The sequence below is a fragment of the Brevundimonas naejangsanensis DSM 23858 genome (assembly GCF_000421705.1).
GTDB lineage: Bacteria > Pseudomonadota > Alphaproteobacteria > Caulobacterales > Caulobacteraceae > Brevundimonas > Brevundimonas naejangsanensis.
Window position 1 is genome coordinate 181530 of sequence record NZ_ATXN01000002.1, and the last position, 24250, is coordinate 205779.

At 66.0% G+C, this 24250-nt stretch carries 24 protein-coding genes and 1 tRNA gene; 12 read left to right on the top strand and 13 right to left on the bottom strand.

Features of this window, described 5'->3' with window-relative positions; genetic code table 11:
- Window positions 1–25 precede the first annotated feature (25 nt).
- The gene (locus H556_RS0101075; RefSeq protein WP_024352681.1) at window positions 26–829 is read left to right on the top strand and encodes a S1 family peptidase; all 804 of its coding nucleotides are present in this window, start codon (window positions 26–28) and stop codon (window positions 827–829) included.
- Here the strand turns inward: H556_RS0101075 and H556_RS0101080 are convergent.
- Together H556_RS0101080 and H556_RS0101085 are read right to left on the bottom strand one after the other, a co-directional pair.
- Window positions 814–1674 (bottom strand): hypothetical protein, encoded by an 861-nt coding sequence (locus tag H556_RS0101080; protein ID WP_155802385.1) that lies wholly within the window; start codon window positions 1672–1674, stop codon window positions 814–816. The genes H556_RS0101075 and H556_RS0101080 overlap by 16 nt on opposite strands.
- A gap of 69 nt (window positions 1675–1743) precedes the next feature.
- On the bottom strand, window positions 1744–3528 hold the full coding sequence (locus H556_RS0101085) for an acyl-CoA dehydrogenase (RefSeq protein WP_024352683.1): 1785 nt from the start codon (window positions 3526–3528) through the stop codon (window positions 1744–1746).
- A gap of 137 nt (window positions 3529–3665) precedes the next feature.
- On the opposite strand from H556_RS0101085, the gene H556_RS0101090 reads away from it, so the two are divergent.
- Window positions 3666–4604 (top strand): L-threonylcarbamoyladenylate synthase, encoded by a 939-nt coding sequence (locus tag H556_RS0101090; protein ID WP_024352684.1) that lies wholly within the window; start codon window positions 3666–3668, stop codon window positions 4602–4604.
- Here the strand turns inward: H556_RS0101090 and H556_RS0101095 are convergent.
- From H556_RS0101095 to H556_RS0101110, 4 genes are all read right to left on the bottom strand, one after another.
- Window positions 4601–5626, bottom strand: coding sequence for a patatin-like phospholipase family protein (locus H556_RS0101095; RefSeq protein WP_024352685.1), 1026 nt, complete (start codon window positions 5624–5626; stop codon window positions 4601–4603). The genes H556_RS0101090 and H556_RS0101095 overlap by 4 nt on opposite strands.
- 39 nt (window positions 5627–5665) lie before the next feature.
- Window positions 5666–6463 carry a 3-hydroxybutyrate dehydrogenase gene (locus H556_RS0101100; protein WP_024352686.1) on the bottom strand — a complete coding sequence of 266 codons (798 nt, stop codon included), beginning with the start codon at window positions 6461–6463 and terminating at the stop codon, window positions 5666–5668.
- Window positions 6464–6528: 65 nt separating this feature from the next.
- Window positions 6529–7302 (bottom strand): peroxide stress protein YaaA, encoded by a 774-nt coding sequence (gene yaaA / locus H556_RS0101105; protein WP_024352687.1) that lies wholly within the window; start codon window positions 7300–7302, stop codon window positions 6529–6531.
- Between the two features lie 95 nt (window positions 7303–7397).
- On the bottom strand, window positions 7398–8801 hold the full coding sequence (locus tag H556_RS0101110) for an FAD-binding oxidoreductase (protein WP_024352688.1): 1404 nt from the start codon (window positions 8799–8801) through the stop codon (window positions 7398–7400).
- A gap of 77 nt (window positions 8802–8878) precedes the next feature.
- Between H556_RS0101110 and H556_RS0101115 the strand changes: the two genes are divergently transcribed.
- Genes H556_RS0101115 through H556_RS0101125 form a run of 3 tightly spaced genes read left to right on the top strand, consistent with a single transcriptional unit; the run spans window position 8879 to window position 10856 of the window.
- Window positions 8879–9331 carry an NUDIX hydrolase gene (locus H556_RS0101115; protein ID WP_024352689.1) on the top strand — a complete coding sequence of 151 codons (453 nt, stop codon included), beginning with the start codon at window positions 8879–8881 and terminating at the stop codon, window positions 9329–9331.
- A gap of 52 nt (window positions 9332–9383) precedes the next feature.
- Complete coding sequence (locus tag H556_RS0101120) at window positions 9384–10394, top strand: SPFH domain-containing protein (protein WP_373561207.1); 1011 nt, start codon at window positions 9384–9386, stop codon at window positions 10392–10394.
- Between the two features lie 3 nt (window positions 10395–10397).
- The gene (locus H556_RS0101125) at window positions 10398–10856 is read left to right on the top strand and encodes an NfeD family protein (RefSeq protein ID WP_024352691.1); all 459 of its coding nucleotides are present in this window, start codon (window positions 10398–10400) and stop codon (window positions 10854–10856) included.
- On the opposite strand, the gene rnhA is transcribed toward H556_RS0101125, so the two are convergent.
- The gene (gene rnhA, locus H556_RS0101130; RefSeq protein WP_024352692.1) at window positions 10853–11305 is read right to left on the bottom strand and encodes a ribonuclease HI; all 453 of its coding nucleotides are present in this window, start codon (window positions 11303–11305) and stop codon (window positions 10853–10855) included. The two genes, H556_RS0101125 and rnhA, sit on opposite strands and share 4 nt — an antisense overlap.
- Window positions 11306–11420: 115 nt before the next feature.
- Between rnhA and H556_RS0101135 the strand changes: the two genes are divergently transcribed.
- From H556_RS0101135 to H556_RS0101150, 4 genes are read left to right on the top strand one after another with little or no spacing between them, the layout of a single operon-like run.
- On the top strand, window positions 11421–11636 hold the full coding sequence (locus tag H556_RS0101135; protein ID WP_024352693.1) for a twin-arginine translocase TatA/TatE family subunit: 216 nt from the start codon (window positions 11421–11423) through the stop codon (window positions 11634–11636).
- Between the two features lie 23 nt (window positions 11637–11659).
- Window positions 11660–12238, top strand: a complete 579-nt coding sequence (gene tatB, locus H556_RS0101140; protein ID WP_024352694.1) for a Sec-independent protein translocase protein TatB — start codon at window positions 11660–11662, stop codon at window positions 12236–12238.
- Entirely contained in the window at window positions 12235–13122 is an 888-nt protein-coding gene (gene tatC / locus H556_RS0101145; protein WP_024352695.1) for a twin-arginine translocase subunit TatC, read from the top strand. Before tatB ends, tatC begins: the two co-directional genes overlap by 4 nt.
- A 53-nt stretch (window positions 13123–13175) precedes the next feature.
- Complete coding sequence (locus H556_RS0101150) at window positions 13176–13823, top strand: CatB-related O-acetyltransferase (protein ID WP_024352696.1); 648 nt, start codon at window positions 13176–13178, stop codon at window positions 13821–13823.
- 60 nt (window positions 13824–13883) lie between these two features.
- Here the strand turns inward: H556_RS0101150 and glnA are convergent, their stop codons facing one another.
- A complete protein-coding gene (gene glnA / locus H556_RS0101155) occupies window positions 13884–15293 on the bottom strand; it encodes a type I glutamate--ammonia ligase (RefSeq protein ID WP_024352697.1) in 1410 nt (469 codons plus the stop codon).
- Between the two features lie 59 nt (window positions 15294–15352).
- Window positions 15353–15691 (bottom strand): P-II family nitrogen regulator, encoded by a 339-nt coding sequence (locus tag H556_RS0101160; RefSeq protein WP_024352698.1) that lies wholly within the window; start codon window positions 15689–15691, stop codon window positions 15353–15355.
- A gap of 118 nt (window positions 15692–15809) precedes the next feature.
- Between H556_RS0101160 and H556_RS0101165 the strand changes: the two genes are divergently transcribed.
- Entirely contained in the window at window positions 15810–16637 is an 828-nt protein-coding gene (locus tag H556_RS0101165; protein ID WP_024352699.1) for an NAD(P)H-hydrate dehydratase, read from the top strand.
- A gap of 5 nt (window positions 16638–16642) precedes the next feature.
- Here H556_RS0101165 and H556_RS0101170 read toward each other — a convergent pair.
- Together H556_RS0101170 and H556_RS0101175 are read right to left on the bottom strand one after the other, a co-directional pair.
- A tRNA-Leu gene (locus H556_RS0101170) sits at window positions 16643–16727 on the bottom strand.
- A 179-nt stretch (window positions 16728–16906) separates the two neighbouring features.
- Entirely contained in the window at window positions 16907–18568 is a 1662-nt protein-coding gene (locus tag H556_RS0101175; protein WP_024352700.1) for an amino acid permease, read from the bottom strand.
- Window positions 18569–18723: 155 nt separating this feature from the next.
- Between H556_RS0101175 and hrpB the strand changes: the two genes are divergently transcribed.
- Both hrpB and H556_RS0101185 read left to right on the top strand, forming a co-directional pair.
- Window positions 18724–21159 carry an ATP-dependent helicase HrpB gene (gene hrpB / locus H556_RS0101180; RefSeq protein ID WP_024352701.1) on the top strand — a complete coding sequence of 812 codons (2436 nt, stop codon included), beginning with the start codon at window positions 18724–18726 and terminating at the stop codon, window positions 21157–21159.
- A gap of 66 nt (window positions 21160–21225) precedes the next feature.
- The gene (locus tag H556_RS0101185) at window positions 21226–22515 is read left to right on the top strand and encodes an MFS transporter (protein WP_024352702.1); all 1290 of its coding nucleotides are present in this window, start codon (window positions 21226–21228) and stop codon (window positions 22513–22515) included.
- Here the strand turns inward: H556_RS0101185 and H556_RS0101190 are convergent.
- Window positions 22512–23324, bottom strand: a complete 813-nt coding sequence (locus H556_RS0101190; RefSeq protein WP_024352703.1) for a TrmH family RNA methyltransferase — start codon at window positions 23322–23324, stop codon at window positions 22512–22514. The two genes, H556_RS0101185 and H556_RS0101190, sit on opposite strands and share 4 nt — an antisense overlap.
- The gene (locus H556_RS0101195; RefSeq protein WP_024352704.1) at window positions 23324–24235 is read right to left on the bottom strand and encodes an RsmD family RNA methyltransferase; all 912 of its coding nucleotides are present in this window, start codon (window positions 24233–24235) and stop codon (window positions 23324–23326) included. The genes H556_RS0101190 and H556_RS0101195 overlap by 1 nt, the downstream gene beginning before the upstream one ends.
- Between the last annotated feature and the right edge of the window lie 15 nt (window positions 24236–24250).

The window sequence follows — 24250 nt, forward strand, 5'->3', positions numbered from 1 at the left end:
GCGAAGCTCGGCGTCAAATGGCGTCATGGTCATTCAGGATCTTCCGCCCGAACAACCGGCCGTCGTCGCCGCTGCGCCGCCCGAATGGGATCTGACCGTCGGGGTCATCAACGCCACCGTGCAACTGGATCAGTCCATCGACGGCGGGCAGCGAAAGGTCGGCACGGGCTTCCTGATTTCGGCGCCGCGCCCGGATGGGACGCCGCGCGTCCTGTTGGTCACCGCGCGCCATGTGCTGGACGTCATGCCGGGGCGTGAGGCGCGGATAGGCTGGCGGACGGCCGAGGCGGACGGCGTCTGGAAATTCACGCCGGAAACCCTGACCATCCGCGATACGGCGGGCGAACCAGTCTGGACCTCTCATCCCGAACGGGACGTGGCGGTGATGCAGATCTCGGCGCCGCCCGCCTTTGCGCAGGCGGCGATCCCGTCGGGCTGGCTGGCCGATGCGGGGGCGTTTGACCGCTGGCGCATGGGGCCTGGGGATGAGCTGATGGCGTTGGGCTATCCGCATGGGCTGTCGGCCAACCGGGCTGGTTTCCCGATCCTGCGGCTGGGACGGATCAGTTCATGGCCGTTGACGCCGATCCGGCATTTCCCGACCTTCCTGCTCGATTTCGTTGTGGCGCAGGGCAATTCCGGCGGACCCGTCTTCTGGACTCCGGCGGCGCGGCGCGTGCCGGGCGCGCTGGCTCCCGACCACCCCTTCATCGCCGGAGTGCTGGTGCAGGAGGTCCAGAGCGGCGGCCAGGGCATCGACCTGGGCGTTGTGGTCCATGCCGACTATGTGCGCGAGACGATCGCCCTTCTGGATCAGTCGGGGGATTGAGGCGGCGTGAATGGCGCGTCGTCGCGTAGCCGCCAATGATCGGGGGCTGCAGGTTCTTCAGGGTATTCCACAGAGCAGTCGAAACGTTCGCAGTATGCCGTTCGGATGCGCCAGGTCGATGCGAGAACGCCTTCGCCGGCTTCGGCATCACGCATCATTTCCTGTATCTCCGGCTCGTCAGAATAATAAGCAAACTCGATAGGCCTTGGCGTTTCGGTCAGGGCGATCATCCGAGCCATCATGCGGATGTTCAGGGCATGGGCCTCTCGCGAGGAGAGGCCATAACGTTGATAGAGGCTGCGGATGAAGGCGGCCTGTTCGGGCGCCACTTCCGTTCTGAGCGCCTCGTCCAGCGCTAAGGGAATGATGTCGTCGCTCAACGGCTCATTATGTATCGCGCGAATCTCGTCGGAGGTTCGGGTCGCCAGTTCGATTTGTTCCGAGGTTGGGGAAGGTCCTGTCCAGCGATCTGTCGGAGGTAGAGGCGGCGGCATGTCCGAGCCGAAAGGCAGCCTCACCGAGAAACTCAGGTTCTCAGGCGTATCACCGGGCCAATTGGCTTTGATGCGGCCGCGCTTGACGACCTCGACCGCGTGTTGTTCCAGACCAAGGCCGGACGGGCGGGCGTTCACAACGCATTCGCGCGCATAGCCGTCGGCATCAGCTACGCACATCACCACCGCTTTTCCTGCCAGATTAAGGGCCAGCAGAGCTTCGGGGAAATCCTCTTCGGTCGGCGCTGGAGGAATAGACCAGGCCACACGGGGCGTTTCGGGCTGCTCCGCTTTGTCGGGAGACTGAGCAAGAGCAAGGCCGGATGCGAGTGCTATAGTTGGCAAGATCATCTGTAAAAAAGCCTCCTGCGCAGCACGATGCAGGAGGCTTTGCCGTTTGAACAGTCTTCGACGATCGGATCAGCCCGCGAGCGCGTCCACCGTCATCCGTTGCAGTAGTTCCCCGCCTTGGCCGACTGCGGCCAGACGGCTGGAGACGTGGCCCAGGACGTTGGCGGCATAGACTTCGTAGAGGTCCAGCTTGCCCTGCAGCCAGGCGGCGTCGCCGTCATTGGCGTCCAGTTTCGCCTTGGCGACACGCGCGCCCTTGGCCAGCATCCAGCCACCGACCACATCGCCCATCAGCTTCAGATAGGCGTCGGCGCCCGCCAGCACGTCGGCAGCGCGGGCTGCGTCCGACTTGGCGTCAAGCAGCCACAAGGTGGCGTCCTCGACCGCCTCGATGGCGGTGGCGAAGCGTTCGACTGGCTTGCCGGTATAGAGGCGGTCGATCTGGGCCAGCGTCGTCTTCATCTCGGCGATCAGAGCCTTGGCGGATTCGCCGCCGTCCATCGACAGCTTGCGGCCGACCAGATCCATCGCCTGGATCCCGTTGGTGCCTTCGTAGATCGGGGTGATGCGGGCGTCGCGATAGTATTGGGCCGCGCCGGTTTCCTCGATGAAGCCCATGCCGCCGTGGACCTGAACGCCCATGGAGGCGACCTCGCAGCCGATGTCGGTGGACCAGGCCTTGGCGATGGGTGTGAACAGGTCCTCGCGTCCCTTCCAGGCCTTGCGCTCTTCCTCGGTGCTGGCGTGGCGGGCCAGGTCGGCGGCGACGCCGGTCGACAGGCAGATGGCGCGGGCGGCGGCGACCTTGGCCTTCATCACCGACAGCATCCGACGCACGTCAGGGTGGTCGAAGATCGGCGCGTCCTTTTCGCCGGTCCAGACGCTGCGGCCCTGACGGCGCTCCAGCGCATAGGCCAGGGCGTGCTGATAGGCGCGCTCGGCGATGCCGACGCCTTCGACGCCGACGGCCAGACGGGCCGCGTTCATCATGACGAACATATGGGCCAGACCCTGGTTCGGCTGACCGACCAGTTCAGCGCGGGCGCCTTCATAGCTCATGACGCAGGTGGGCGAGGCGTGGATGCCCAGCTTGTGCTCGACGCCGACCGGGCGGAAGGCGTTGCGCTCGCCCAGCGAACCGTCGGCGTTGACGGCGAACTTGGGCGTCAGGAACAGGCTGATGCCCTTCGGTCCGGCAGGCGCGTCGGGCAGGCGGGCCAGCACCAGGTGGACGATGTTGTCCGTGGCGTCGTGGTCGCCCCAGGTGATGAAAATCTTCTGGCCGGTCAGGACGTAGGTGCCGTCGCCGTTGGGGACCGCCGTCGCCGTCAGGGCGCCCAGGTCCGAGCCCGCGTGCGGCTCGGTCAGCACCATGGCGCCGGTCCATTCGCCGCTGACCAGCTTGGGCAGATAGGTCGTCTTCTGATGCTCGTTGCCGACCTGCTCCAGCGCTTCGATGGACGCTAGCGACAGCATGGGGCACAGGCCGAAGGCCATGTTGGCGGCGTGGACCGTCTCATAGGCCGCCAGTTCCAGCGCCTTGGGCAGGGCCTGTCCGCCGGCCTCGACCGAGGCGGTCAGGCTGGTCCAGCCGCCCGCAGCGAACTGCTGATAGGCGTCGGCGAAGCCGGGGGCGGCCGTGACGGCGCCGTTGGCGTATTTGGCGCCCGCCAGGTCGCCGGGGCGGTTCAGCGGAGCCAGAACCTCTTCGGAAAACTGACCGGCGGCGTCCAGCACGGCCGAGGCGACATCGGCGTCGTAATCGGGAAAGGCGCCGGTCGCCGCCACCTGGCCGATCCCGGCCACGGCGTCGAGGGCGAAGGCGATGTCACGGACGGGGGCGCGGTAGCTCATCGGTTATCCTCAGAAAGACGTAGCGCTTCTGTCGGCCCCTGCGCTGTTGGGCGCAAGCCTGCTTGGACTTTGGTCGAGTTTCCGCGCACTGTACGCGCCTGTTTGAACGGCTGACGCCGCGTAAGGAAAGAGCGACCGTGCCCGCCGACCGACCCGCCAGGGGCGACAGCCCAGAAATCGCCGCTGAGGCGCTGAAGACGGGACGTCTGGTGATCCTGCCGACCGAGACGGTCTATGGGCTGGCGGCCGACGCCTCCAACCCTCAGGCGGTGGCGCGTATCTTCGAGGCCAAGGGGCGGCCGCGCTTTAATCCCCTGATCGCCCATGTCGCCAACGCCGTGGACGCCGAAGACATCGCCGTGTTCGACGCCAAGGCGCGGGCGCTGGCCGAAGCCTTCTGGCCGGGGCCGCTGACGATCGTCGCGCCCGTGCGGGACCGTGATCGGGTGTGCGATCTGGCGCGGGCCGGGCTGGACAGCGTCGCGGTGCGCGTGCCGGCTCATCCGCGCGCCCGCGCGGTCATCGGCGCCTTCGGCGGGCCGGTTGTCGCGCCCTCGGCCAACCGTTCCGGGCGGCCCAGCCCGACGACTTTTGCTGACGCCTTGGAGGAGACGGGTCAGGCCGTGGGCGCCGCTGTCGATGGGGGCGCTTGCGCCGTGGGGGTGGAAAGCACCGTCGTCTCTGTGCTGGACGGCAAGGTGTCCCTGTTGCGTCCGGGCTCTGTCACCCGCGAAGAACTTCAGGCCGTGGTCGGGCCTCTGGATGAAGGCGGGCAGGGGCATCGCTCGCCCGGTCGGCTGACTCTGCATTACGCGCCCGACGCCCCGGTGCGGATCGAGGCGGAAGGCGTCGAGGACGGCGAAATCCTTCTGGGGTTCGGTCCAGACGTCGGCGATCCGCGTTGGAACCTCAGCCCGACTGGCGACCTGCGTGAGGCAGCCGCCAATCTGTTCCGCCTGCTGCGGGAGGCGGATCGCATGAAGCCTTCAGGGATCGCGGTGTCGCCCATTCCGGCCAAGGGACTGGGCGAGGCGATCAATGATCGCCTGCGTCGCGCGGCGGGTTTCGTCGGCTAGAGAAAGCGCGCCTTAACATCCACGCTGGAGGCCTTGCCGACCTTAGGCAGACAGTTGTCGAGCCAGGCTTCGGCCGCCGTCCGGCCGTGCTGCTTCAGCTTGTTCAGATAGGTCCACTCGGTGTCGAATTTGGAATGCAGGGACTCGCCGCCCAGCCATTCGTCCGCCTCGATGACGTGGATGCGGATGCCGCGCCGACGGTCTTCTCCAGGCTTCAGCTTGCCCTCGGCGATCAGGTCCTGAACGAAGGCGACGGCGCGCAGTTCGGCGACCAGCGGGGCGTTGAAGACGATCTCGTTCAGCCGGTCGTTGATCTCGCCCGCCTCGCGCGGCGCCTCGTCGCGTTGGAACGGATTGAGCGGCAGCAGCAGCAGATCGTCCGGCGTGTCGGTGTAGAACAGCGGCCACAGCGCCGGATTGGCCAGATAGCCGCCGTCCCAATAGGGTTCGCCTTCGATCTCGACCGCCTGAAACAGTTGCGGCAGGCAGGCTGAGGCCAGCAGCACCTCAGGCGCCATTTCATCGGACTTGAAGATGCGCGAGCGGCCCGCGCGCACCGCTGTCGTCGACACGAACATCTGGATGGAGGAGGCGCGCAGGGCCTCGAAGTCCACCGCCGTCTCCAGCACCCGGCGTAGCGGGTTCAGGTTGAAGGGGTTGAAGGAGTAGGGGCTCATCGACAGGGCCAGCGTCTGTCCCGCCTGCCACATCGGCGTGCCCTTCAGCCAGTCGGGCGTCAGGGCCTTGGACCAGACAGAGCTGTCGCCGAAGACGTTGCGGCCGCCGGACTGGTTCACCTCACGCCACAGCAGGTCCAGCGCCTCACGTCCGCCCTCGGCGCCGCCGCGTTCCAGTCCGGTGATCAGGGCGGCGGCGTTCATCGCCCCTGCCGAGGCCGCGGTGACGGCGCGCACGTCCAGCGCATCGGCCTCAAGCAGCCGGTCCAGCACGCCCCATTGAAAGGCGCCGTGAGCGCCGCCGCCCTGCAGGGCCAGACAGACGGGTTTGCGCTTGGTCGCCATCAAACTCTCCGCCTTGCGGCCCTTGTGGCCGAACGAAACCTATTGGGCCGTCCAGCCGCCGTCGACGGAGAAGTGGGCGCCGTTGGCCGAAGCGCCGAGGTCCGACGCCAGATAGAGGAAGATTCCGGCCAGTTCGTCGGTCGTGACGAACCGCTTGGTCGGCTGCGAGCCCAGGATGACGTTCTTCATCACGTCTTCTTCGCTCATGTTGCGGGTGCGGGCCTGATCCTGGATCTGCTTGGCGACGATCGGCGTCTCGACGAAGCCGGGGCAGATGGCGTTGCAGGTGATGTTGTCCCGCGCCAGCTCCAGCGCCACTGTCTTGGTGAAGCCGATCACGCCGTGCTTGGCGGCGACATAGGCGGACTTGAACGGGCTGGCTACCAGGCCGTGAGCCGAGGCGACGTTGATGATCCGGCCGCGGCCCTGCGCCTTCATGATCGGGATCGCCGCCTTGGTGGCGTAGAAGGCCGAGGACAGGTTGATGGCGATGATCTTCTCCCATGCATCGGCGGGGAAGTTCTCCACGGCCTCGACGTGCTGGATGCCGGCGTTGTTGACCAGGATGTCGAGGCTGCCCAGTTCGCGATGGGCCGTGGCGATCATGTCCTCGATCTGATCCGGCTGGGTCATGTCCGCGGGGTGATAGAGGACGCGCACGCCGGTCTCGGCGGCCAGATCGGCGCGGGTCTTCTCAATGGCGTCGGCGTCGCCCAGGCCGTTCAGCATCACGTCGCCGCCGCACTGGGCGACAGCCCGCGCAAACGCCAGCCCGATGCCCGAGGTCGAGCCGGTGACGACCGCGACGCGGCCTTTGAGATCGTTCATCGCGAACATGACAGAAGGAACCCGTGGAAGATGATGCTGCAACGCAACCTAACCGCAGTCGTTCAATCTGGCGATCAGGAATTTCCTTCCCTGATGAATATCCAGTCCGTGTCCGTCGATAGAGTCTTGTCGAAGCGATAGCCGTCGCGGTCGAAGGCTTTCAGGTCCTCGACCTTCTCGAGCCGGTTCTCGATGGCGAAGCGGGCCATGCCGCCGCGCGCCTTCTTAGCGTAGAAGGAGATGATGCGGGCCTCGCCGTCCTTCTTCTCCTTGAAGTGGGGCGTCACGACCGGAAGCTTCAGCGCCCGCGCATCGACTGCGCCGAAATATTCGTGACTGGCCAGGTTCACCAGCGTCTGCTCGGGCAGTTTTCCGGCGTCTTCGTTGAGGCGCAGAGAAATCCGCTCGCCCCAGAAATCATAGAGGGTGGCGCCGCGCTTGGTCTTCAGCCGTACGCCCATCTCCAGCCGATAGGGCTGGATCGCGTCCAGCGGCCGCAACAGGCCATAGAACCCCGACAGGATGCGCAGATGATCCTGCGCCCAGTTCAGATCCTCGACCGACAATGTGCGGGCCGACAGCCCGTCATAGACATCGCCCGCAAAGGCGAAAACGGCCTGAAGCGCGCCCTCGGACGTCTCATTGTCGAAGGTCTGAAAGCGTTGATAGTTCAACTCGGCCAGGGCATCGGAAATGGACATCAGGCGGCGCAGGTCCGCGCGGCTGAGTTCGCGCGTCACCTTGGCCAGTTCGGCCGTCTCATCGGCGCATCGCCTTGGCGTCACGGGGGCGTCGATGGCGGGCGGGTTGAAGTCCAGCTTTTTGGCTGGGGACAGGACGATCAGCAAGACGATCGACTCCGTATGCGTCTCAAGAGCGGGCCTCATAGGCCGCTTCCATGAGGTTTTGAACCGCCTGAAACGTCACATACGGTCGCAACTCATCAGAAGAGGACCGCCGGATTCATGATCCGCTGGGGGTCGATGGCTTGCCGGATCGCCTGCATGGTCGCGATTTCGAGCGGCGATTTGTAACGTCGCGCCTCGTCGGTTTTCAGCCGCCCCAGGCCGTGTTCAGCCGAAATGGAGCCGTCGTAACGGGCCACGACATCGTGCACGACCTGCGATCCCTCCATCCAGCGGGCGATGAAGGCGGCGACGTCCTCGCCCACGCCGGGGATCACGTCATAGTGAAGATTGCCGTCGCCGACGTGGCCGAAGACCGACACGCGGCAACCCGCATGGAACTGCTCGACCGCCGCCGTGGCCTCGTCGATGAAATCCGCGATTCGGGAGACGGGAACCGAGACGTCGTGTTTCCAGCCGCCGCCTTCGGGCTTGAGGGCGGCCGAATGCTCTTCGCGCAGACGCCAGAACTCGGCTTTCTGAGCGTCGTTCTGGGCGATGGCGGCGTCGACGATCAGCCCTTCTTCGAAGGCGGCGGTCAGCAGGCGCTCCATCGCAGCCTCGGCGCCGTTCGGTTCGCCTGAGGCCAGTTCGATCAGCACATACCAGGGCGGCGTCGATTCCAGCGGTTCGCGCGTGTCGGGAATGTTCTTGAGCACCAGGCTCATGCCCAGCCGCTTCATCAGCTCGAAGGCCTCGACGCCGCCGCCGGTCTCGGCCTTGGCGCGGGCCAGCAGTTCGACGGCGTCGTGGTGGCTCTCCAGCCCGACGATGGCCGTGGCGCGGCTGCGCATGATGGGGAACAGCTTCAGCGTGGCCGCCGTGATGACGCCCAGCGTGCCCTCGGCGCCGATGAACATCTGCTTCAGGTCATAGCCGGTGTTGTCCTTGCGCAGGCGCTTCAGGCCGTTGAACACCTGACCGTCGGGCATGACGGCCTCGATGCCGAGCACCAGATCGCGCATCATGCCGTAGCGCAGGACCGCCGTGCCGCCCGCATTGGTCGAGATCACGCCGCCGATGGTGGCCGAACCCTCGGCCGCGAGGCTGAGGGGGAAGAAGCGGTCCTTCTCCTTGGCCAGTTCCTGCGCCTCCAGCAGGGTCACGCCCGCCTCGAGCGTCATGGCGTCGTCCAGCGGGGTCACGTCGCGCACCGTCCGCAGCTTGCGCGTGGACAGCAGCACCTCGCCATAGGGAATCTGACCGCCGACCAGTCCGGTGCCGCCGCCCTGGGTCACAATGGCGGTGCCATGACGGGCGCAGATCTCGACGGCGCGGGCGACGTCCTCGGTCGTGCGCGGCTGCAGCAGCAGCGGCGTCTCGCCGGTCCAGCGGCCGCGCCATTCGGTCAGCCACGGCGCCATCTCGGCGGCGTCCTGCGTCCAGGCGCCGGGCAGGGCGGCCTTGAGTTCAGCGAGGGATTCTGGCGTGGGGAGGGTCATATCGGCCTTGTGGCAAAAGGCGCGACGTGGTGGAAGCGCAAAACCATGCCTTCTGGCGGTCAATTTGGGGGCAAAACATGATTCCGACGCCGGCTGTGGGCGTGGTGTGCCTGAAAGGCGACGAAGTCCTGCTGATCCGGCGCGGCACGCCGCCGCGCGTGGGCGAGTGGAGCCTGCCGGGCGGACGGCTGGAGCCGGGCGAGCGCCTGGCAGACGCCGCCCTGCGCGAACTGCATGAGGAAACCGGCGTCGACGCCGAGCTGATCGGTCTGGTCGACGTGGTGGACGGCCTGTTTCCAGAGGCAGGGCGTCATTATGTCCTGATCGACTACGCCGCGCGCTGGATCGCGGGCGAGCCCGTGGCGGCCGATGACGCGGCTGAAGCGGCCTTTTTCCCGTTCGAGGCCGCGCTGGCCAAGGTGGATTGGGACGAAACGCGGCGGATCATTCGCATGGCGCGCCGGATGGCTGACGGTGATGTCATGTTGAGGGAACCGGATTCGATGGCGCAGCAGGCGTCTGGCGGATAAGCTGGTCTCCACATCGGAGGGCCTAATGAATTTTTCGCTGATTTTCTTCGTGATGTTCGCGATCTTCGCGCTCATCTTCCTGTTCAGCGTGATCAAGATCGTGCCCCAGGGCCGTGAGTTCACGGTGGAGCGGTTCGGCAAGTACACGAAGACCCTGACGCCGGGCATCCACATCCTGACCCCGTTCGTAGAACGCATCGGCCGCCGCATGAACATGATGGAGCAGGTGCTGGACGTCCCGACGCAGGAGGTCATCACCAAGGACAACGCCATGGTGAAGGTCGACGCCATCGTCTTCATTCAGGTCATGGACGCTTCGGCCGCCGCCTATCGCGTCGAGAATCTGCCATACGCCATCACCCAGTTGTGCTCGACCAATCTGCGGACCGTGGTCGGCTCCATGGATCTGGACGAAGTCCTGTTCCAGCGCGACAACATCAATTCACGCCTGCTGACCGTCATCGATGCGGCGACCGAGCCGTGGGGCGTCAAGGTCAATCGGATCGAGATCAAGGATCTGACCCCGCCCGTCGACATCACCAACGCCATGGCCCGCCAGATGAAGGCGGAGCGAGAGCGCCGCGCCATCATCACCGAGGCGGAAGGCGAAAAGCAGGCCGCCATCGCCCGCGCCGAGGGCGCCAAACAGTCCGCCATCCTGCAGTCGGAGGGCCGCAAGGAAGCTGCGTTCCGCGATGCTGAAGCCCGTGAACGTGAGGCGGAAGCAGAGGCCAAGGCGACGGCCATGGTGTCGGAAGCCATCGCGCGCGGCGACGTCAACGCCATCAACTACTTCGTGGCCCAGAAATATGTCGAGGCGTTCGGTGAATTGGCCCGCAACCCGACGGCCAAGACGGTCATCGTACCCGCCGAAATGGGCGGCCTGGTAGGCACCATCGCGGGCCTGGGCGAACTGGTAGGCTTGGCCAAGGAACAGCAACAGAGTCGGTCGGACATCCGTCGCGAACCGTCTCGCGCCGCGGCGGCTTCCTCGGCTTCGACGCCCCCCAGCCGCACTGTTTCGCCGCGTCGATCCGGCGGCGCCGTGCCGACGACGGAGTAGGTCATGGACTGGATCGTTTCGCTTCATGCGTCGCAGCCGTTCTGGCTATGGCTGGCGATCGGGGTCGTCCTGCTGGGGATCGAGGCGACGGCCTCGACCGAGTGGCTGTTGTGGCCGGCGGTCTCGGCGGGGCTGACCGCCTTGCTGACCGCCCTGGCGCCTCAGTTGGGACTCCCGATCGAAATCGGCGTCTTTGCGGCGTTGACGGTCGCATCGACGGTGATGTCGCGCCGCTTGATCAAGCGCGTGAATCCCAAGGATCAGCCGGACATCAACGACCGCAACGTGCGTCTGATCGGCGAGCGCGCTCGGGTCGTCGAAGCCTTTGTCGATGGACGCGGGCGCGTATTCGTGTCGGGGTCGGAATGGCCGGCTGAGATCGAGGGCGCCGCGCCTCTGGCAGGCGAGAGCGTCATCGTCGAATCGGTGTCCGGTCCGCGTTTGAAGGTGCGGACGGCCTAACGCCCCCGCAACTCGTCTACGCCGCGATTGGCCAGTCCGTCGGCCCGCTCATTCAGGGCGTGGCCGGCGTGGCCCTTGACCCAGTGCCATTTGACCTCGTGGCGGTTGCGGGCCTCGTCCAGGCGCCGCCACAGGTCTTCATTCTTGACCGGCTTCTTATCGGCGGTCTTCCAGCCCCGAGCCTTCCAGCCGCGAATCCATTCGGTCACGCCCTGCATGACGTATTTGCTGTCCGTGTGCAGATCGACGCGGCAGGGGCGCTTCAGCGCCTCCAGCGCCATGATGGCCGCCATCAACTCCATGCGGTTGTTGGTGGTCAGGGCCTCGCCGCCCCAGAGTTCCTTTTCATGGCCGCCGCCGGTTTGCAGAATGGCGCCCCAGCCGCCGGGGCCGGGGTTGCCCTTGCAGGCGCCGTCGGTGTGGATGATGACGTGATCGTTAGGATTCATGGTCGCGATGCCTACAGCCTCCCTTGGCGCATCGCCATCACTCAGCCTATATGACGCACAACAATCAGTCGGTGGGGCGCGTGTGGGCGCGGCCGCCCCTTGAGGAGGTATCGCCATGGGCTCCATGAGCATCTGGCACTGGGCCATTGTCGTCGTTGTCGTGCTGGTCCTGTTCGGCGGACGCGGCAAGCTGTCCGGCATCATGGGCGACGCGGCCAAGGGCATCCGGGCCTTCAAGGACGGCCTGAAGGACGACACGGACGCCAAGGGCAAGGACGCCCCGGGCGCCTTGCCGCGCACCGAGGCCGAAAAAGAAGAACTGAACCGCTGATTTTCGCCGAAAGACGCTGAACCATGGGTGGTCTTGGCCCCGGAATCGGCGGGTTCGAAATCCTTGTCATCGGTCTGGTGGCCCTGCTTGTCGTGGGGCCAAAGGACCTGCCTGTGCTGATGCGCAAGGTCGGCCAGTTCGTCGGCAAGGCGCGGGGTATGGCCAATGAGTTCCGCGCCAGCTTCGATGAAATGGCGCGTCAGTCCGAACTTGACGACCTGCGCAAGGAGGTCGAGGCGCTTCGGTCGGGGCAGGGCATGTACGCCCTCGGCGCCGATGCGGACGAGGCCTTCAAGGACATCCGCAAGGAGCTTGAAGCGCCGCTTGAGACCTCGGCGGCCGCTGAAACTTTCATGCAGGAAGAGGCTCAGATTGAAGCCACGGGCGTCGACGAATGGCCTGATAGCGCCACGCCGGTCGCGGCTTCCCAGACTGTAGCCAAGGCACCAGCGAAGCCCAGAGCGAAGAAGGCCGCCTCTGCCGGGGCCGCGCCCAAGGCCAAGGCTCGCAAGCCGGCGCCGAAATCTGGCGCCCCGTCGCCATCGCTGAAACCGCCTGCCTCGCGCCCCAAGGTCAAGCGTACCAAGAAGGTCGATCTATGAGCCGCGCCGAACACGACGAAGCTGATATCGAGGCTTCGCGCGCGCCTCTGATGGATCACCTGATCGAGCTGCGGTCGCGGCTGATGATCTGCGTGGTCGCTTTCATCATCGCCTTCATCGGCTGTTTCGCTTTTTCAGAGACGCTCTATCTGTTCCTGGTGAAACCCTATGTGGTCTCGGCCGCCTTCCACCAGACGGTGGGCGCGCATGGCCATGTGTCGCCGTTCAACCTGATTCTTGGTACGGCTGGATTGATCCCGGTGCCCGAGGTTGATCAGCACAGCGTGCGGCTGATCTATACGGCGCCGCTGGAAATCCTGTTCACCAAGATGAAGCTGGCGGGCCTGGGCGCGGTCATCGTCGCCTTCCCGATCCTAGCTTGGCAACTGTACCGCTTCGTCGCGCCGGGCCTGTACCGCAATGAGAAGGGCGCCTTCCTGCCGTTCCTGATCGCGGCTCCGGTGCTGTTCCTGCTGGGTGCGGCGCTGGTCTATTATGTCATGCTGCCCTTCGTGATGTGGTTCTCGCTGAGTCAGCAGATCATCGGGGAGAATGTGGCGGCGGAACTGCTGCCCAAGGTGTCAGATTACCTCAATCTCGTGACGGCGCTGATCCTCGCCTTCGGCCTGTGCTTCCAGTTGCCGGTCGTGATGACCCTGCTGGGCCTTGCGGGCCTGATCAACAGCCAGATGATGGCCAAGGGCCGTCGCTACGCCATCGTCGCCGTGGTCGTGGTCGCCGCCGTGGTGACGCCGCCCGATCCGATCAGCCAACTGATGCTGGCCGTGCCGATGGTCCTGCTCTACGAGGTGTCCATCTGGTGCGTCCGGATCATCGAGCTGCGCCGCAAGAAGGCCGATCAGGCCGAGGGACTGGTGGCCTGATCCGTGGGGCGGTGAGGCGATTCAGACGCTGACAAGCATCTTGAGGTCGCTTCATGTCCCATACCGCGCCGGACCGGCACTGGTCCAAGGTTGAACTGCTCCACGAGACAGTCGCCAACCCGAACATCCATATCAGGGGCCGGCGCAGTTATTACAGCAACGCCTGGACCGGTTCGTTCGAGGAAAGCGTCGTCCGCTATCTCTATGGCGACGCGTACAGCCTGAAGACGTGGACTCCGCAGTGGCCGATCGACCAACTGTTCATCGGGGATTGCGTCTGCATCGGCGCAGAGGCGGTAATCCTGCTGGGCGGCAACCATACGCATCGAACGGACTGGTTCAGCCTTTATCCCTTCGCCGAGGTCATTGTGGACGCCTATCAGGGCAAGGGCGACACGGTCATTAAGGACGGCGTCTGGATTGGTATGCGCGCCATGATCATGCCCGGCCTGACGGTCGGCGAGGGCGCAGTGATCGCCTCTGGCGCCATCGTCACCAAGGATGTGGCGCCTTATTCCATCGTGGCGGGCAATCCGGCGACGCTGATCCGCAAGCGGTTTCCGGACGCTGTGATCGAGGCCGTGATCGCACTCGACATCTACGGCTGGCCTGAGGAGAAGTTCGAGGCGCTCCGGCCGCTATTGTGCGCGGACGACACTGATGCGTTGATCCGAGCGGTCGAACGCTACGATCGCGCGTGAACAAGAAAAGCCCCGGACGATGCTCCGCCCGGGGCTTTCCGTATCAAGCCGATCCCGTGATCAGCAGCTGTAGTACATGTCGAACTCGACCGGGTGCGGGTGCAATTGCAGCCGGGCGACTTCTTCCTGCTTCAGGGTGATGTAGCTGTCGATGAAGTCGTCATCCATGACGCCGCCCTTCTTGAGGAAGGCGCGGTCGGCGTCCAGCGCATCCAGAGCCTCGCGCAGCGAACCGGCGACCTCGGGGATCGAGTGACGCTCTTCAGGCGGCAGGTCGTACAGGTTCTTGTCGGCAGCCGCGCCCGGGTCGATGCGGTTCTCGATCCCGTCCAGCCCCGCCATCAGCAGGGCCACGAACGTCAGATAGGGGTTGCCCATCGGGTCGGGGAAACGCGCTTCCAGACGCTTGGCCTTGGCCGAGGTGACGTGCGGGATGCGGATGGAGGCCGAGCGGTTGCTGGCCGAATAGGCCAGCTTCACCGGCGCCTCATAGCCCGGCACCAGGCGCTTGTAGGAGTTGGTGGTCGAGTTGGCGAAGGCGTTGATGGCCTTGGCGTGTTTGATGATGCCGCCGATATACCACAGGCATTCCTGCGACAGGCCGGCGTATTTGTCGCCCGCGAACTGAGGCTTGCCGTCCTTCCAGATCGACATGTGGACGTGCATGCCCGAGCCGTTGTCGCCGAACATCGGCTTGGCCATGAAGGTGGCCGACTTGCCGTAGGCGTGCGCCACGTTGTGGATCACGTACTTATACAGCTGCAGCCGGTCGGCCATGGTCAGCAGGTCGCTGAACTTCAGGCCCAGTTCGTGCTGCGCGGGGGCCACTTCGTGGTGGTGCTTTTCAGGATTGAGCCCCAGATCCTTCATGACCGCCAGCATTTCGCCACGCAGGTCCTGACCTGAGTCGACCGGATTGACCGGGAAGTAGCCGCCCTTGGGCCCCGGGCGGTGGCCCAGGTTGCCCTCGGCGTATTCGGCGCCGGTGTTGGCGGGCAGTTCGGTAGAGTCGAAGCTGTAGCGGGTGTCGTGCGGCGCGGTGTTCCAGCGCACGTCGTCGAACACGAAGAACTCGGCTTCAGGACCGAAGAAGACGGTGTCGCCCACGCCCGACGACTGGACATAGGCCAGCGCTTTCTTGGCCATCGAGCGGCTGTCGCGATTATAGGGCTCGGCCGTGTCCGGGTTCAGCACGTCGCAGAACATGAACAGGGTGGTCTGCTGGTAGAAGGGGTCGATGAAGGCGCTCGACAGGTCCGGCTTCAGCAGCATGTCGGACTCGTTGATGGTCTTCCATCCGGCGATCGAGGAGCCGTCGAACATGGTGCCGTCTTCGAGGAATTCCTCGTCGACCATGCCGATGTCGAAGGTGACGTGATGGACGCGCCCGCGCGTGTCGGTGAAACGGAGATCGACGTACTGGACGTCCTTATCCTTGATCTCCTGCAGGATCTTTTCGGCGGCGCTCATGGGGGAGGAGGTCCTGTACTGGGAATTGAAATCGGCCGCCCCGAGAGGCGGCCGTTGGTCTAGATGGCCTGGGCGCCGGTTTCGCCCGTGCGGATACGGATCACGTCTTCGAGGTTGGTGATGAAGATTTTGCCGTCCCCGATCTTGCCGGTGCGGGCCGCGTTTTGAATCGTCTCAACCACGGCCGGGGCCAGGTCATCGGCCACAACCACCTCGATCTTGATCTTGGGCAGGAAGTCGATGACGTACTCGGCGCCGCGATAGAGTTCCGAATGACCCTTCTGGCGACCATATCCCTTGGCCTCCAGCACAGTCATGCCCTGCACCCCGATGTCCTGGAGCGCATCCTTCACTTCATCCAGCTTGAATGGCTTGATGACGGCTTCGATCTTCTTCATGGCAAGTCCCGAGCCGGCTCCTTGTTTGGTCCGACGCTCGGGCGGTAAAGGGACATTGCATCGCACAATTTGGCAAGTGTTTTTCGTGCTCAAAGGCCATCCGTGAACGGAAATCCACATGAAGTTCGGTAACAGTCCCTCTGAGTGGCGCCATCTGCTGCCCCGACCGGGCGCTGACAGCCACAAACACATGCGCGGCAGACTGGGCGTGGTGTCGGGCGGAGCCTTGTCCACCGGGGCGGCGCGGCTGGCGGCGCGCGCCGGTCTCAGGATCGGCGCGGGGCTGGTCAAGGTCTTCTGCCCGCCGGACGCGGCGCCGGTTCTGGCCCCGTCGCTGGAGGCGGTCATGCTGGCCAGCTTCGCGACGCCCGAGCAGCTTCAGGCCCTGGCCGATCCGATGGACGCGATCGTGATCGGCCCCGCCGCCGGATTGATCGAAAGCACGGCGCTGAACCTGGCGGCTCTGGCCCGCACGGGCGCGGCGCTGGTGGTCGATGCGGACGCCCTGACCCTGTTCCGCGATCGACCTGAGCAGTTGTTCGCCTGGCTGGACCGTGACGACGTCCTGACCCCGCACGAAGGCGAGTTCGAGCGGCTGTTTCCCGGCCTGCTGGAGGCTCAGGGCCGAGAGGGCGCGGCGCAGGAGGCTGCGCGCCTGGCCGGAGCTATCGTCGTGCTGAAGGGCGCGGCGACGGTCATAGCGGCGCCGGACGGGCGCCTGGCGGTCAACGGCGACGGTTCACCCTGGCTGGCGACGGCGGGCACTGGGGACGTGCTGGCGGGCCTGATCGGCGGCCTGATCGCCCAACACATGGACAGCTTCGATGCGGCGCGCGCAGCGGTGTGGATGCATTCGGAAGCCGCGCGGCGCTTCGGGCCGGGCCTGATCTCAGAGGATCTGCCGCAACAGCTGCCGGCGGTGCTGGCTGATTTGCTGAACGGCTGAAAGCCTGGTGCGGATGAGAGGACTCGAACCTCCACGCCTCTCGGCGCCAGAACCTAAATCTGGTGCGTCTACCAGTTCCGCCACATCCGCATAGGTTCGCTCGAGGCTGTAGGCGAGGGCGGCCGTTTCGGCAATCCCATCCGAACATGAAAAAGGCCCCGGATCGCTCCGGGGCCTTTCTGTTTTTTTGGCCTACCGCGCTTCGCGCTGCTTGAGGCCGTTTGGCCGCCGCAACTTGTAGACGCGGTGTGCGGAACGACTGATCGGGATCAGTCGTCCTTCTTGTTGTCGACGCCGTGACCGAAGGCGTCAACCGCCGATTCCAGTTTGACGTCTTCGGTGATGTCGATGCCCTTGGCCAGCTTCGAGTGGGCGAAGCCGTACAGGCCGTAGATCAGGGCGCCGACCACGGCGTAGACGCCCAGGATGGTCAGCGGCAGCGGGTTGTCGTTCATGGCGTGCTGAACCATCGGCACGAAGTTGAACGACGCCAGCGTCAGACAGGCCAGGATGCCCAGCACGGCCGTGACCATGCCGCCCGGAACGCGGAACGGACGTTCCATCTCCGGGTGTTTGATGCGCAGCACGATGACCGACAGGCAGACGATGGCGAAGGCCGTCGCCGTGCCCAGCGACACCAGGTCGCCCAGGATCGAGATGGGCAGGAAGGACGCCGCGATGGCGATGACGATGCCCAGCAGGATGGTGCCGATCCACGGGGTGCGGAACTTCGGGTGCACCACGGCGAACGCCTTGGGCAGCAGGCCGTCGCGCGCCATCGTATAGAAGATGCGCGTCTGGCCGTAGCACAGCACCAGCATGACCGAGGACAGGCCGGTGATAGCGCCGATCTTGATCAGGAAGGCGATCATGTTCAGCTTGCCGCCCGGCGCGCCGGCCAGCGGAATATCAGCCCAGGTCAGCGCCATGCGGTCGATAGCGACGGCGATCGGGGCGGGCGAGGCCAACTCCAGGTAGGGAACGACGCCGGTCATGACGGCGGCCACGACCATGTAGATCAGGGTGCAGACGAACAGTGCGCCCAGGATGCCGATCGGCACGTCCTTCGACGGGTTCTTGGCCTCGGCTGCGGCGGTCGAAACCGCTTCAAAACCGACATAGGCGAAGAAGATGATCGAGGCGCCGCGGAAGATGCCGCCCACGCCGAACTGGTCCCAGGTTTCGCCTTGCGGCGGGATGAAGGGGTCCCAGTTGGCCGGGTTGATGTACTGCAGGCCGACGGCGATGAAGGTCAGCAGGACGATGATCTTGATGACGACGATGGCGTTGTTGATGTTCGCCGATTCCGACACGCCCAGCACCAGCAGGCCGCAGACGGCGGCGATGCCGACGGCCGCCACAAGGTTGAAGGTGCCCGTCAGCGGGAAGCCCGCGTCAGCGCCCGAGGCGACGTATTGGATCAGTGGGGTGGCCCACTGGGGTCCTTCGCCGCCTGGGTAACTTATTGTCGGGAACAGACTGGCGCTGATCCCGAAGTCATTCAGGATCGACACCACATAGCCGGACCAGCCGACGGCGACGGTTGAGGCCGCGACGCCGTATTCCAGCACCAGCAGCCAGCCCATGATCCAGGCGAAGATCTCGCCCAGAGTGCCATAGGCATAGGTGTAGGCCGAGCCCGAGACCGGCATGGTCGACGCCAGTTCGGCGTAGCACAGACCCGCGAGGCCGCAGGCGATGCCGGCGATGACGAAGGAGAACATGATGGCCGGACCGGCGTGGGCCGAAGCCACCTGACCGGTCAGCACGAAGATGCCCGCGCCGATGATGGCGCCGATGCCCAGACTCATCAGGTTCAGCGGGCCAAGCGTCCGCTTCAGCTCGCTCTTGGCGGCTTCCTTCTGAATTTGGGCGATGGATTTTTTAAGGAATAGCCGATTACCGGCAGGCTTTACGCCGTCTGCAGACATGCAGTTGCGCCCCCAACATATGCGACGACCCCTCCCGGGTCGCCTTCTTGGGCGGGGACGCTAGCCATCTGAGGCCGTGCGCGCAACGCGGTTTACGAGGGATGACGCGCCGACGACGCTTTCGTGAACCCCTTCGAAGGCGCTACAGGCGCTTTATGTTGCCGATTCACGCCGTTCTGGAGCCGCTGAAGGCCGCCCTGGCCCAGACCTCTGCGGTGGTCCTTGCGGCCCCGCCGGGCGCGGGCAAGACCACGGTCGTGCCTCTGGTCCTGCTGGATCAGCCGTGGCTGGCGGGCGGCAGGATTCTGGTCCTGGAGCCACGACGACTGGCCGCGCGCGCCGCCGCCGATCGCATGGCCGCCAGTCTTGGCCAAAAGGCCGGAGAAACCGTCGGTTATCGCACGCGCCTGCAGAGTCGGATCGGTCCGGACACCCGAATCGAGGTCGTGACCGAGGGCGTCTTCACCCGGATGATTCTCGACGACCCGGGACTGGAGGGCGTCGGCGCCGTCCTGTTCGATGAATTCCACGAACGCAGTCTGGACGCTGATCTGGGCCTGGCGCTGGCGCGAGACAGTCAGGCGGTGCTGCGCGACGACCTGCGCCTGCTGGTCATGTCTGCGACGCTCGATATCGCGGGGGTGTCGCGCCTGCTGGATGGCGCGCCGGTGATTGAGGCCGAGGGAAGAATGTTCCCGGTCGAGACCCGCTATCTGGGCCGCAACCCGGTGGAGCGGTTCGAGGACGCCATGGCCAAGGCCGTGGTTCAGGCCCTGCACGACCAGACCGGTTCGATCCTGGCCTTCCTGCCGGGGCAGGGCGAGATTCACCGCACCGTCCAACGCCTGAACGAGCGGTTGCGTGATCCGTCGGTCGATGTCGTCGCCCTCTATGGCGCGCTGGACAAGGCCGAGCAGGACCGCGCCATCGAGCCCGCCGCGCCGGGTCGCCGCAAGGTCGTGCTGGCGACCTCCGTGGCCGAAACAAGCCTGACCATCGAGGGGGTGCGCGTGGTCATCGACGGCGGCCTGTCGCGCGTGCCGCGCTTCGAGCCGTCCAGCGGCCTGACCCGGCTGGCGACAGTCAAGGTCAGCCGCTCTTCGGCCGAACAGAGGCGAGGCCGCGCGGGCCGTGTGGAGCCGGGCGTCTGTTACCGTCTGTGGGACGAGGAACAGACCCGCGGTCTGGTCGCGCATCAACGGCCCGAGATTCAGGAGGCGGACCTGACCGCCTTCGCCCTCGATCTGGCGCGCTGGGGGGCGAAGTCGGTCGAGGGGCTGGCTCTGCTCGACCCGCCGCCGGCCGGAGCGATGACGGAGGCGCGCAAAGTGTTGACCCGACTGGGCGCGCTGGACGCCAAGGGCGATCTGACGCCGCATGGGCGGAGGCTGACCCGCATCCCACTAGCGCCGCGCCTGGCGCACATGGTGGCCGTGGCATCGGATCAGGGCGATGCGCTCGGCGGGGCGAAGATCGCGGCGGTGCTCAGCGAGCCGGGCCTCGGCGGAAACGGCGTCGACCTGCACGACCGGCTGAAGGGGCTGGCGCGGGACCGTTCGCCGCGTGGCCGCGACGCCATGAAGCTGGCCGAGCGCTGGGCGCGGGCGGCGGGCGGCGGCCGGGACGGCGAGGCGGACGCGGGCCTGTTGCTGGCCGAAGCCTTTCCCGAACGCATCGCGCGCGCCAAGGGCAAGCCGGGCGAGGTGCTGCTGGCCTCCGGGCGCGGCGCCTTCATCGAGCCGACGGAGCATCTGGCGCGCGAGCCGTGGCTGGCCGTGGCGGAACTGGGCGGCGGCGACGCCCGCGACCGCATCCGTCTGGCGGCGGCTTTGGATGCGACGACGCTGGAGGCTGATCTGGCGCATCTGATTGAGGTCGAGGACCGGCTGGCGCGTGAGCCTTCCGGCAAGCCGGTGATTCGCCGCATCCGACGGATCGGGGCGCTGGTGCTGGATGAAAAGGTGGTCGGTGCGCCGGACCGAACCACAATGACGGCGGCGCTGAAGTCCGAGATCATGGCGGGCGGCCTCAGCGCCCTCAAATGGGGCGAGCAGGCGGGCGCGTTGCGGGCGCGGCTGGCCTTCCTGCACGGGCTGGATGCGACGTGGCCGGATGTTTCGGATGAGGGGCTGCTGGCGGAGCGCGAGAATTGGCTGTGGCCGTTGCTCGACGGAGCGCGATCACTGGCCGACATCAGCGACGGCAGGCTGGCCGAAGGCCTGCGCGGCCTGATCCCCTGGGATTTGCAGCGCAAACTGGATGAACTGGCGCAGACGCGCCTGACCACGCCGCTGGGCAGCGCGGGCATCGACTACGGGGCCGAGGGCGGACCGCGTGTCGAAATCCGGGTGCAGGAACTGTTCGGGGTGACGACCCATCCGACAGTCGGCGGCGGGCGCGTTCCCCTGACGCTCAGCCTGCTGTCGCCCGCGCGACGGCCGGTTCAGGTGACGAAGGATCTGCCGGGTTTCTGGGCTGGGTCATGGGCGGCGGTCCGCAGCGAGATGCGCGGTCGATATCCACGCCATCCCTGGCCTGAAGACCCGGCCAATGCGACTGCGACCACCCGCGCCAAGCCGCGCGGAACCTGATCGCGTCCGCTTGACGCCTGACGGCGGCGCGCCGCAATGATCGTGCGTCAACCGTAAGGATTTCGCGTGACCGACGCCGCTGTTTCACCGCCGTCCGCCTCCAAGCGACGCGTTCTGTTCGCCAGCCTGATCGGCACGACGATCGAATTCTACGACTTCTACATCTACGCCACGGCGGCGGTGCTGGTCTTTCCCGACCTGTTCTTCCCCGGCGGCGACCGGATGACCGCCATGCTGGCCTCGTTCGCCACCTTCTCAATCGCCTTCTTCGCCCGACCGATCGGAGCGGTCATCTTCGGCCATTTCGGCGACCGCGTAGGGCGCAAGGCGACGCTGGTGGCGGCCCTGATGACCATGGGGCTGTCGACCATCGCCATCGGGCTGTTGCCGACCTGGCATTCGGTCGGCGTGATCGCGCCCCTGCTGCTGGCGCTGTGCCGGTTCGGGCAGGGGCTGGGCCTGGGCGGCGAGTGGGGCGGGGCTGTGCTGCTGGCGACCGAGAACGCCCCACCGGGCAAGAAGGCCTGGTTCGGCATGTTCCCGCAGCTAGGCGCGCCGATCGGCTTCATCCTGTCGACCCTGAGCTTCATCGTTCTGGGCCAGGTGATGAGCGAGGGCCAGTTCATGACCTGGGGTTGGCGCATTCCCTTCATCGCCAGCGCCTTGCTGGTCATCGTCGGCCTGTGGATGCGGCTGAAGATCACCGAGACGCCCGAGTTCAAGCGGGCCATCGACCGGGCCGAACGGGTCCAGGCGCCGGCTTTGACGCTCGTGGCGCACCACAAGTTCGCCTTGCTGACCGGGACGCTGGCGGGACTGGCGACCTTTGTCCTCTTTTATCTGATGACCGTCTTCGCTTTGGGCTGGGGCACGACCAGCATGGGCTATACGCGTGATCAGTTCCTGCCGATCCAGCTTCTGGGCGTCTGCTTCTTCGGCCTGTTCATTCCGCTGGCGGCCTTGGCGGCGGATAGATGGGGGCAGGGGCGGACGCTGCTGGCGACGTCCGTCGCGATCGCCCTGTTCGGTCTTGTGCTGGCGCGTCTGTTCGGCAGCGGCGGCATGGTCGGTGTTGTCGCCTTCTTCATCATCGGCTTCAGCCTGATGGGCTGCACCTATGGGCCGCTGGGCGCGGCGCTGGCGCGACCGTTCCCGACGACGGTGCGTTATACGGGCGCGTCCATGACCTTCAACCTGGCGGGCATCCTGGGCGCATCGCTGGCGCCCTATGCCGCAACCTGGCTGGCGGGCCATTACGGGCTTCAGGCCGTCGGCGTCTATCTGACGGTCGCCGCTCTGCTGACGGTTCTGGCCCTGATCGGCATGGGCCGGATCAGGACCGAAGGCGAGGCCTAGAGGCTGGAGCCGTAGGCCGCATCCGTCACCGCATAGACCATGATGCCCGTGGCGATGGCCAGGTTCAGGCTGTCGGCGCGGCCGCGCATGGGGATCTTGACGTTCAGGTCGCAGGCGGCGGCCAGTTCGTCGGTCAGACCCGCCTGTTCGTTACCCATCATGATCAGAGCCGGGTGGCGCACCGGGCTGTCGCGATAGCCGTGCGTGGCGTCCAGCCGGGTGCCGATGACGCTGCCGGGCCAAGAGGCGCGCCAGGCCAGGAATTCCTCGCGCGAGGCCCTGCTGATGCTGACCGCGAAGACCGAGCCCATGGTCGCGCGCACGGCCTCGACCGAGAAGGGATCGACGCAGTCCCCGATCAGGATGACCCCGCCGCACCCGGCCGAATCCGCCGTGCGGATGATGGTGCCCAGATTGCCGGGATCGCGCACCTGCTCCAGCGCCACCCAGCAGGGCCTGGCGTCGGGCCGGATGGCGTCCAGCGGCGTATAGACCTGTTCGAACACGCCCAGCACCGTCTGCGGATTGTCGCGACGACTGATCTTTTCGAGGATGGCGTGGGTGACGACGATGATCTGGCCCCCGGCTTTGATCGTCTCGGCCTTGGCGCGGTCCAGCAGGGGGTGGGGCCGGGCGTCCTGGCCGACCAGCAGCATGACCGGGGCGCGGCCCTGGTCCAGCGCCTCGCCGATGAATTTCAGCCCCTCGGCCAGAAAGCGGCCCGTCGCCTCGCGCTCCTTGCGCATGTGCAGGGCGCGCACAGCCTTGATCGTGTCGTTGGTCAGGGAAGTGATGAGGCGTTCGGACATCAGGCGCGACCCCCGTCGTTGCTCCACCGCGCGAAGAAGGACAGGCCGATGGCGCGGGCGCGCTCGCCGTCCTCCGACAGAGCCAGTTCGCCCCAATCGATGCGGCCTCCGCGATCGTGCGTCGCCTCAGCCATCATATGCGCCAGCGACAGGCCGGAAATCCGCGCCGCATAGGCGTTCAGCAGCAGGAAGGAGGCGTCGTCGGACAGCAGGGCGGCGCAGTCTTTCAACAGTTCCGGCATGTCCTCGAACAGACGCCAGACCTCGCCATTGGCGCCGCGTCCGTATTTCGGAGGGTCGAGGATGATGCCGTCATATTTGCTGCCGCGACGGACCTCGCGCGCCACGAATTTGCGGGCGTCCTCGACGATCCAGCGAATCGGGCGGTCGGCCAGGCCCGACAGTTCGGCGTTCTCGCGGGCGTAGGTCACGGACTTCTTGGAGGCGTCGACGTGGGTGACGTGCGCGCCCGCCGCCGAACAGGCCAGGCTGGCCACGCCGGTATAGCCGAACAGGTTGAGGATTTTCGGCTGGTTCAGTGTGCGGACGCGGGCGTCCAGCCATTCCCAGTTGGCCGCCTGTTCGGGGAAGAAGGCCAGGTGCCGGAATGGGGTGAACCGCCCCATGAAACGCACGTCGCGCCACTTTAGCGGAAAGGCGTCGATCGGGCCGTGGGCGTCGAAGCGCCAGCGGCCGGAATCCTCTTCTTCCTGCTGGGGGTCGAACATGGCGTTGGCCCGCTCGAATGCGGCCTCGTCATGAGCTTTCCAGAAGCATTGGGGTTCCGGACGCACGACGGTGTAGCGGCCGTAACGCTCCAGCTTGCGGCCATCGCCGCTGTCCAGAAGGGCGTAGTCCGACCACCCGTGCGTGACGAGGGTTTCGGGCGAGGAGGAAAGAACCGGAGCCATGCGCGCTGATAGTCG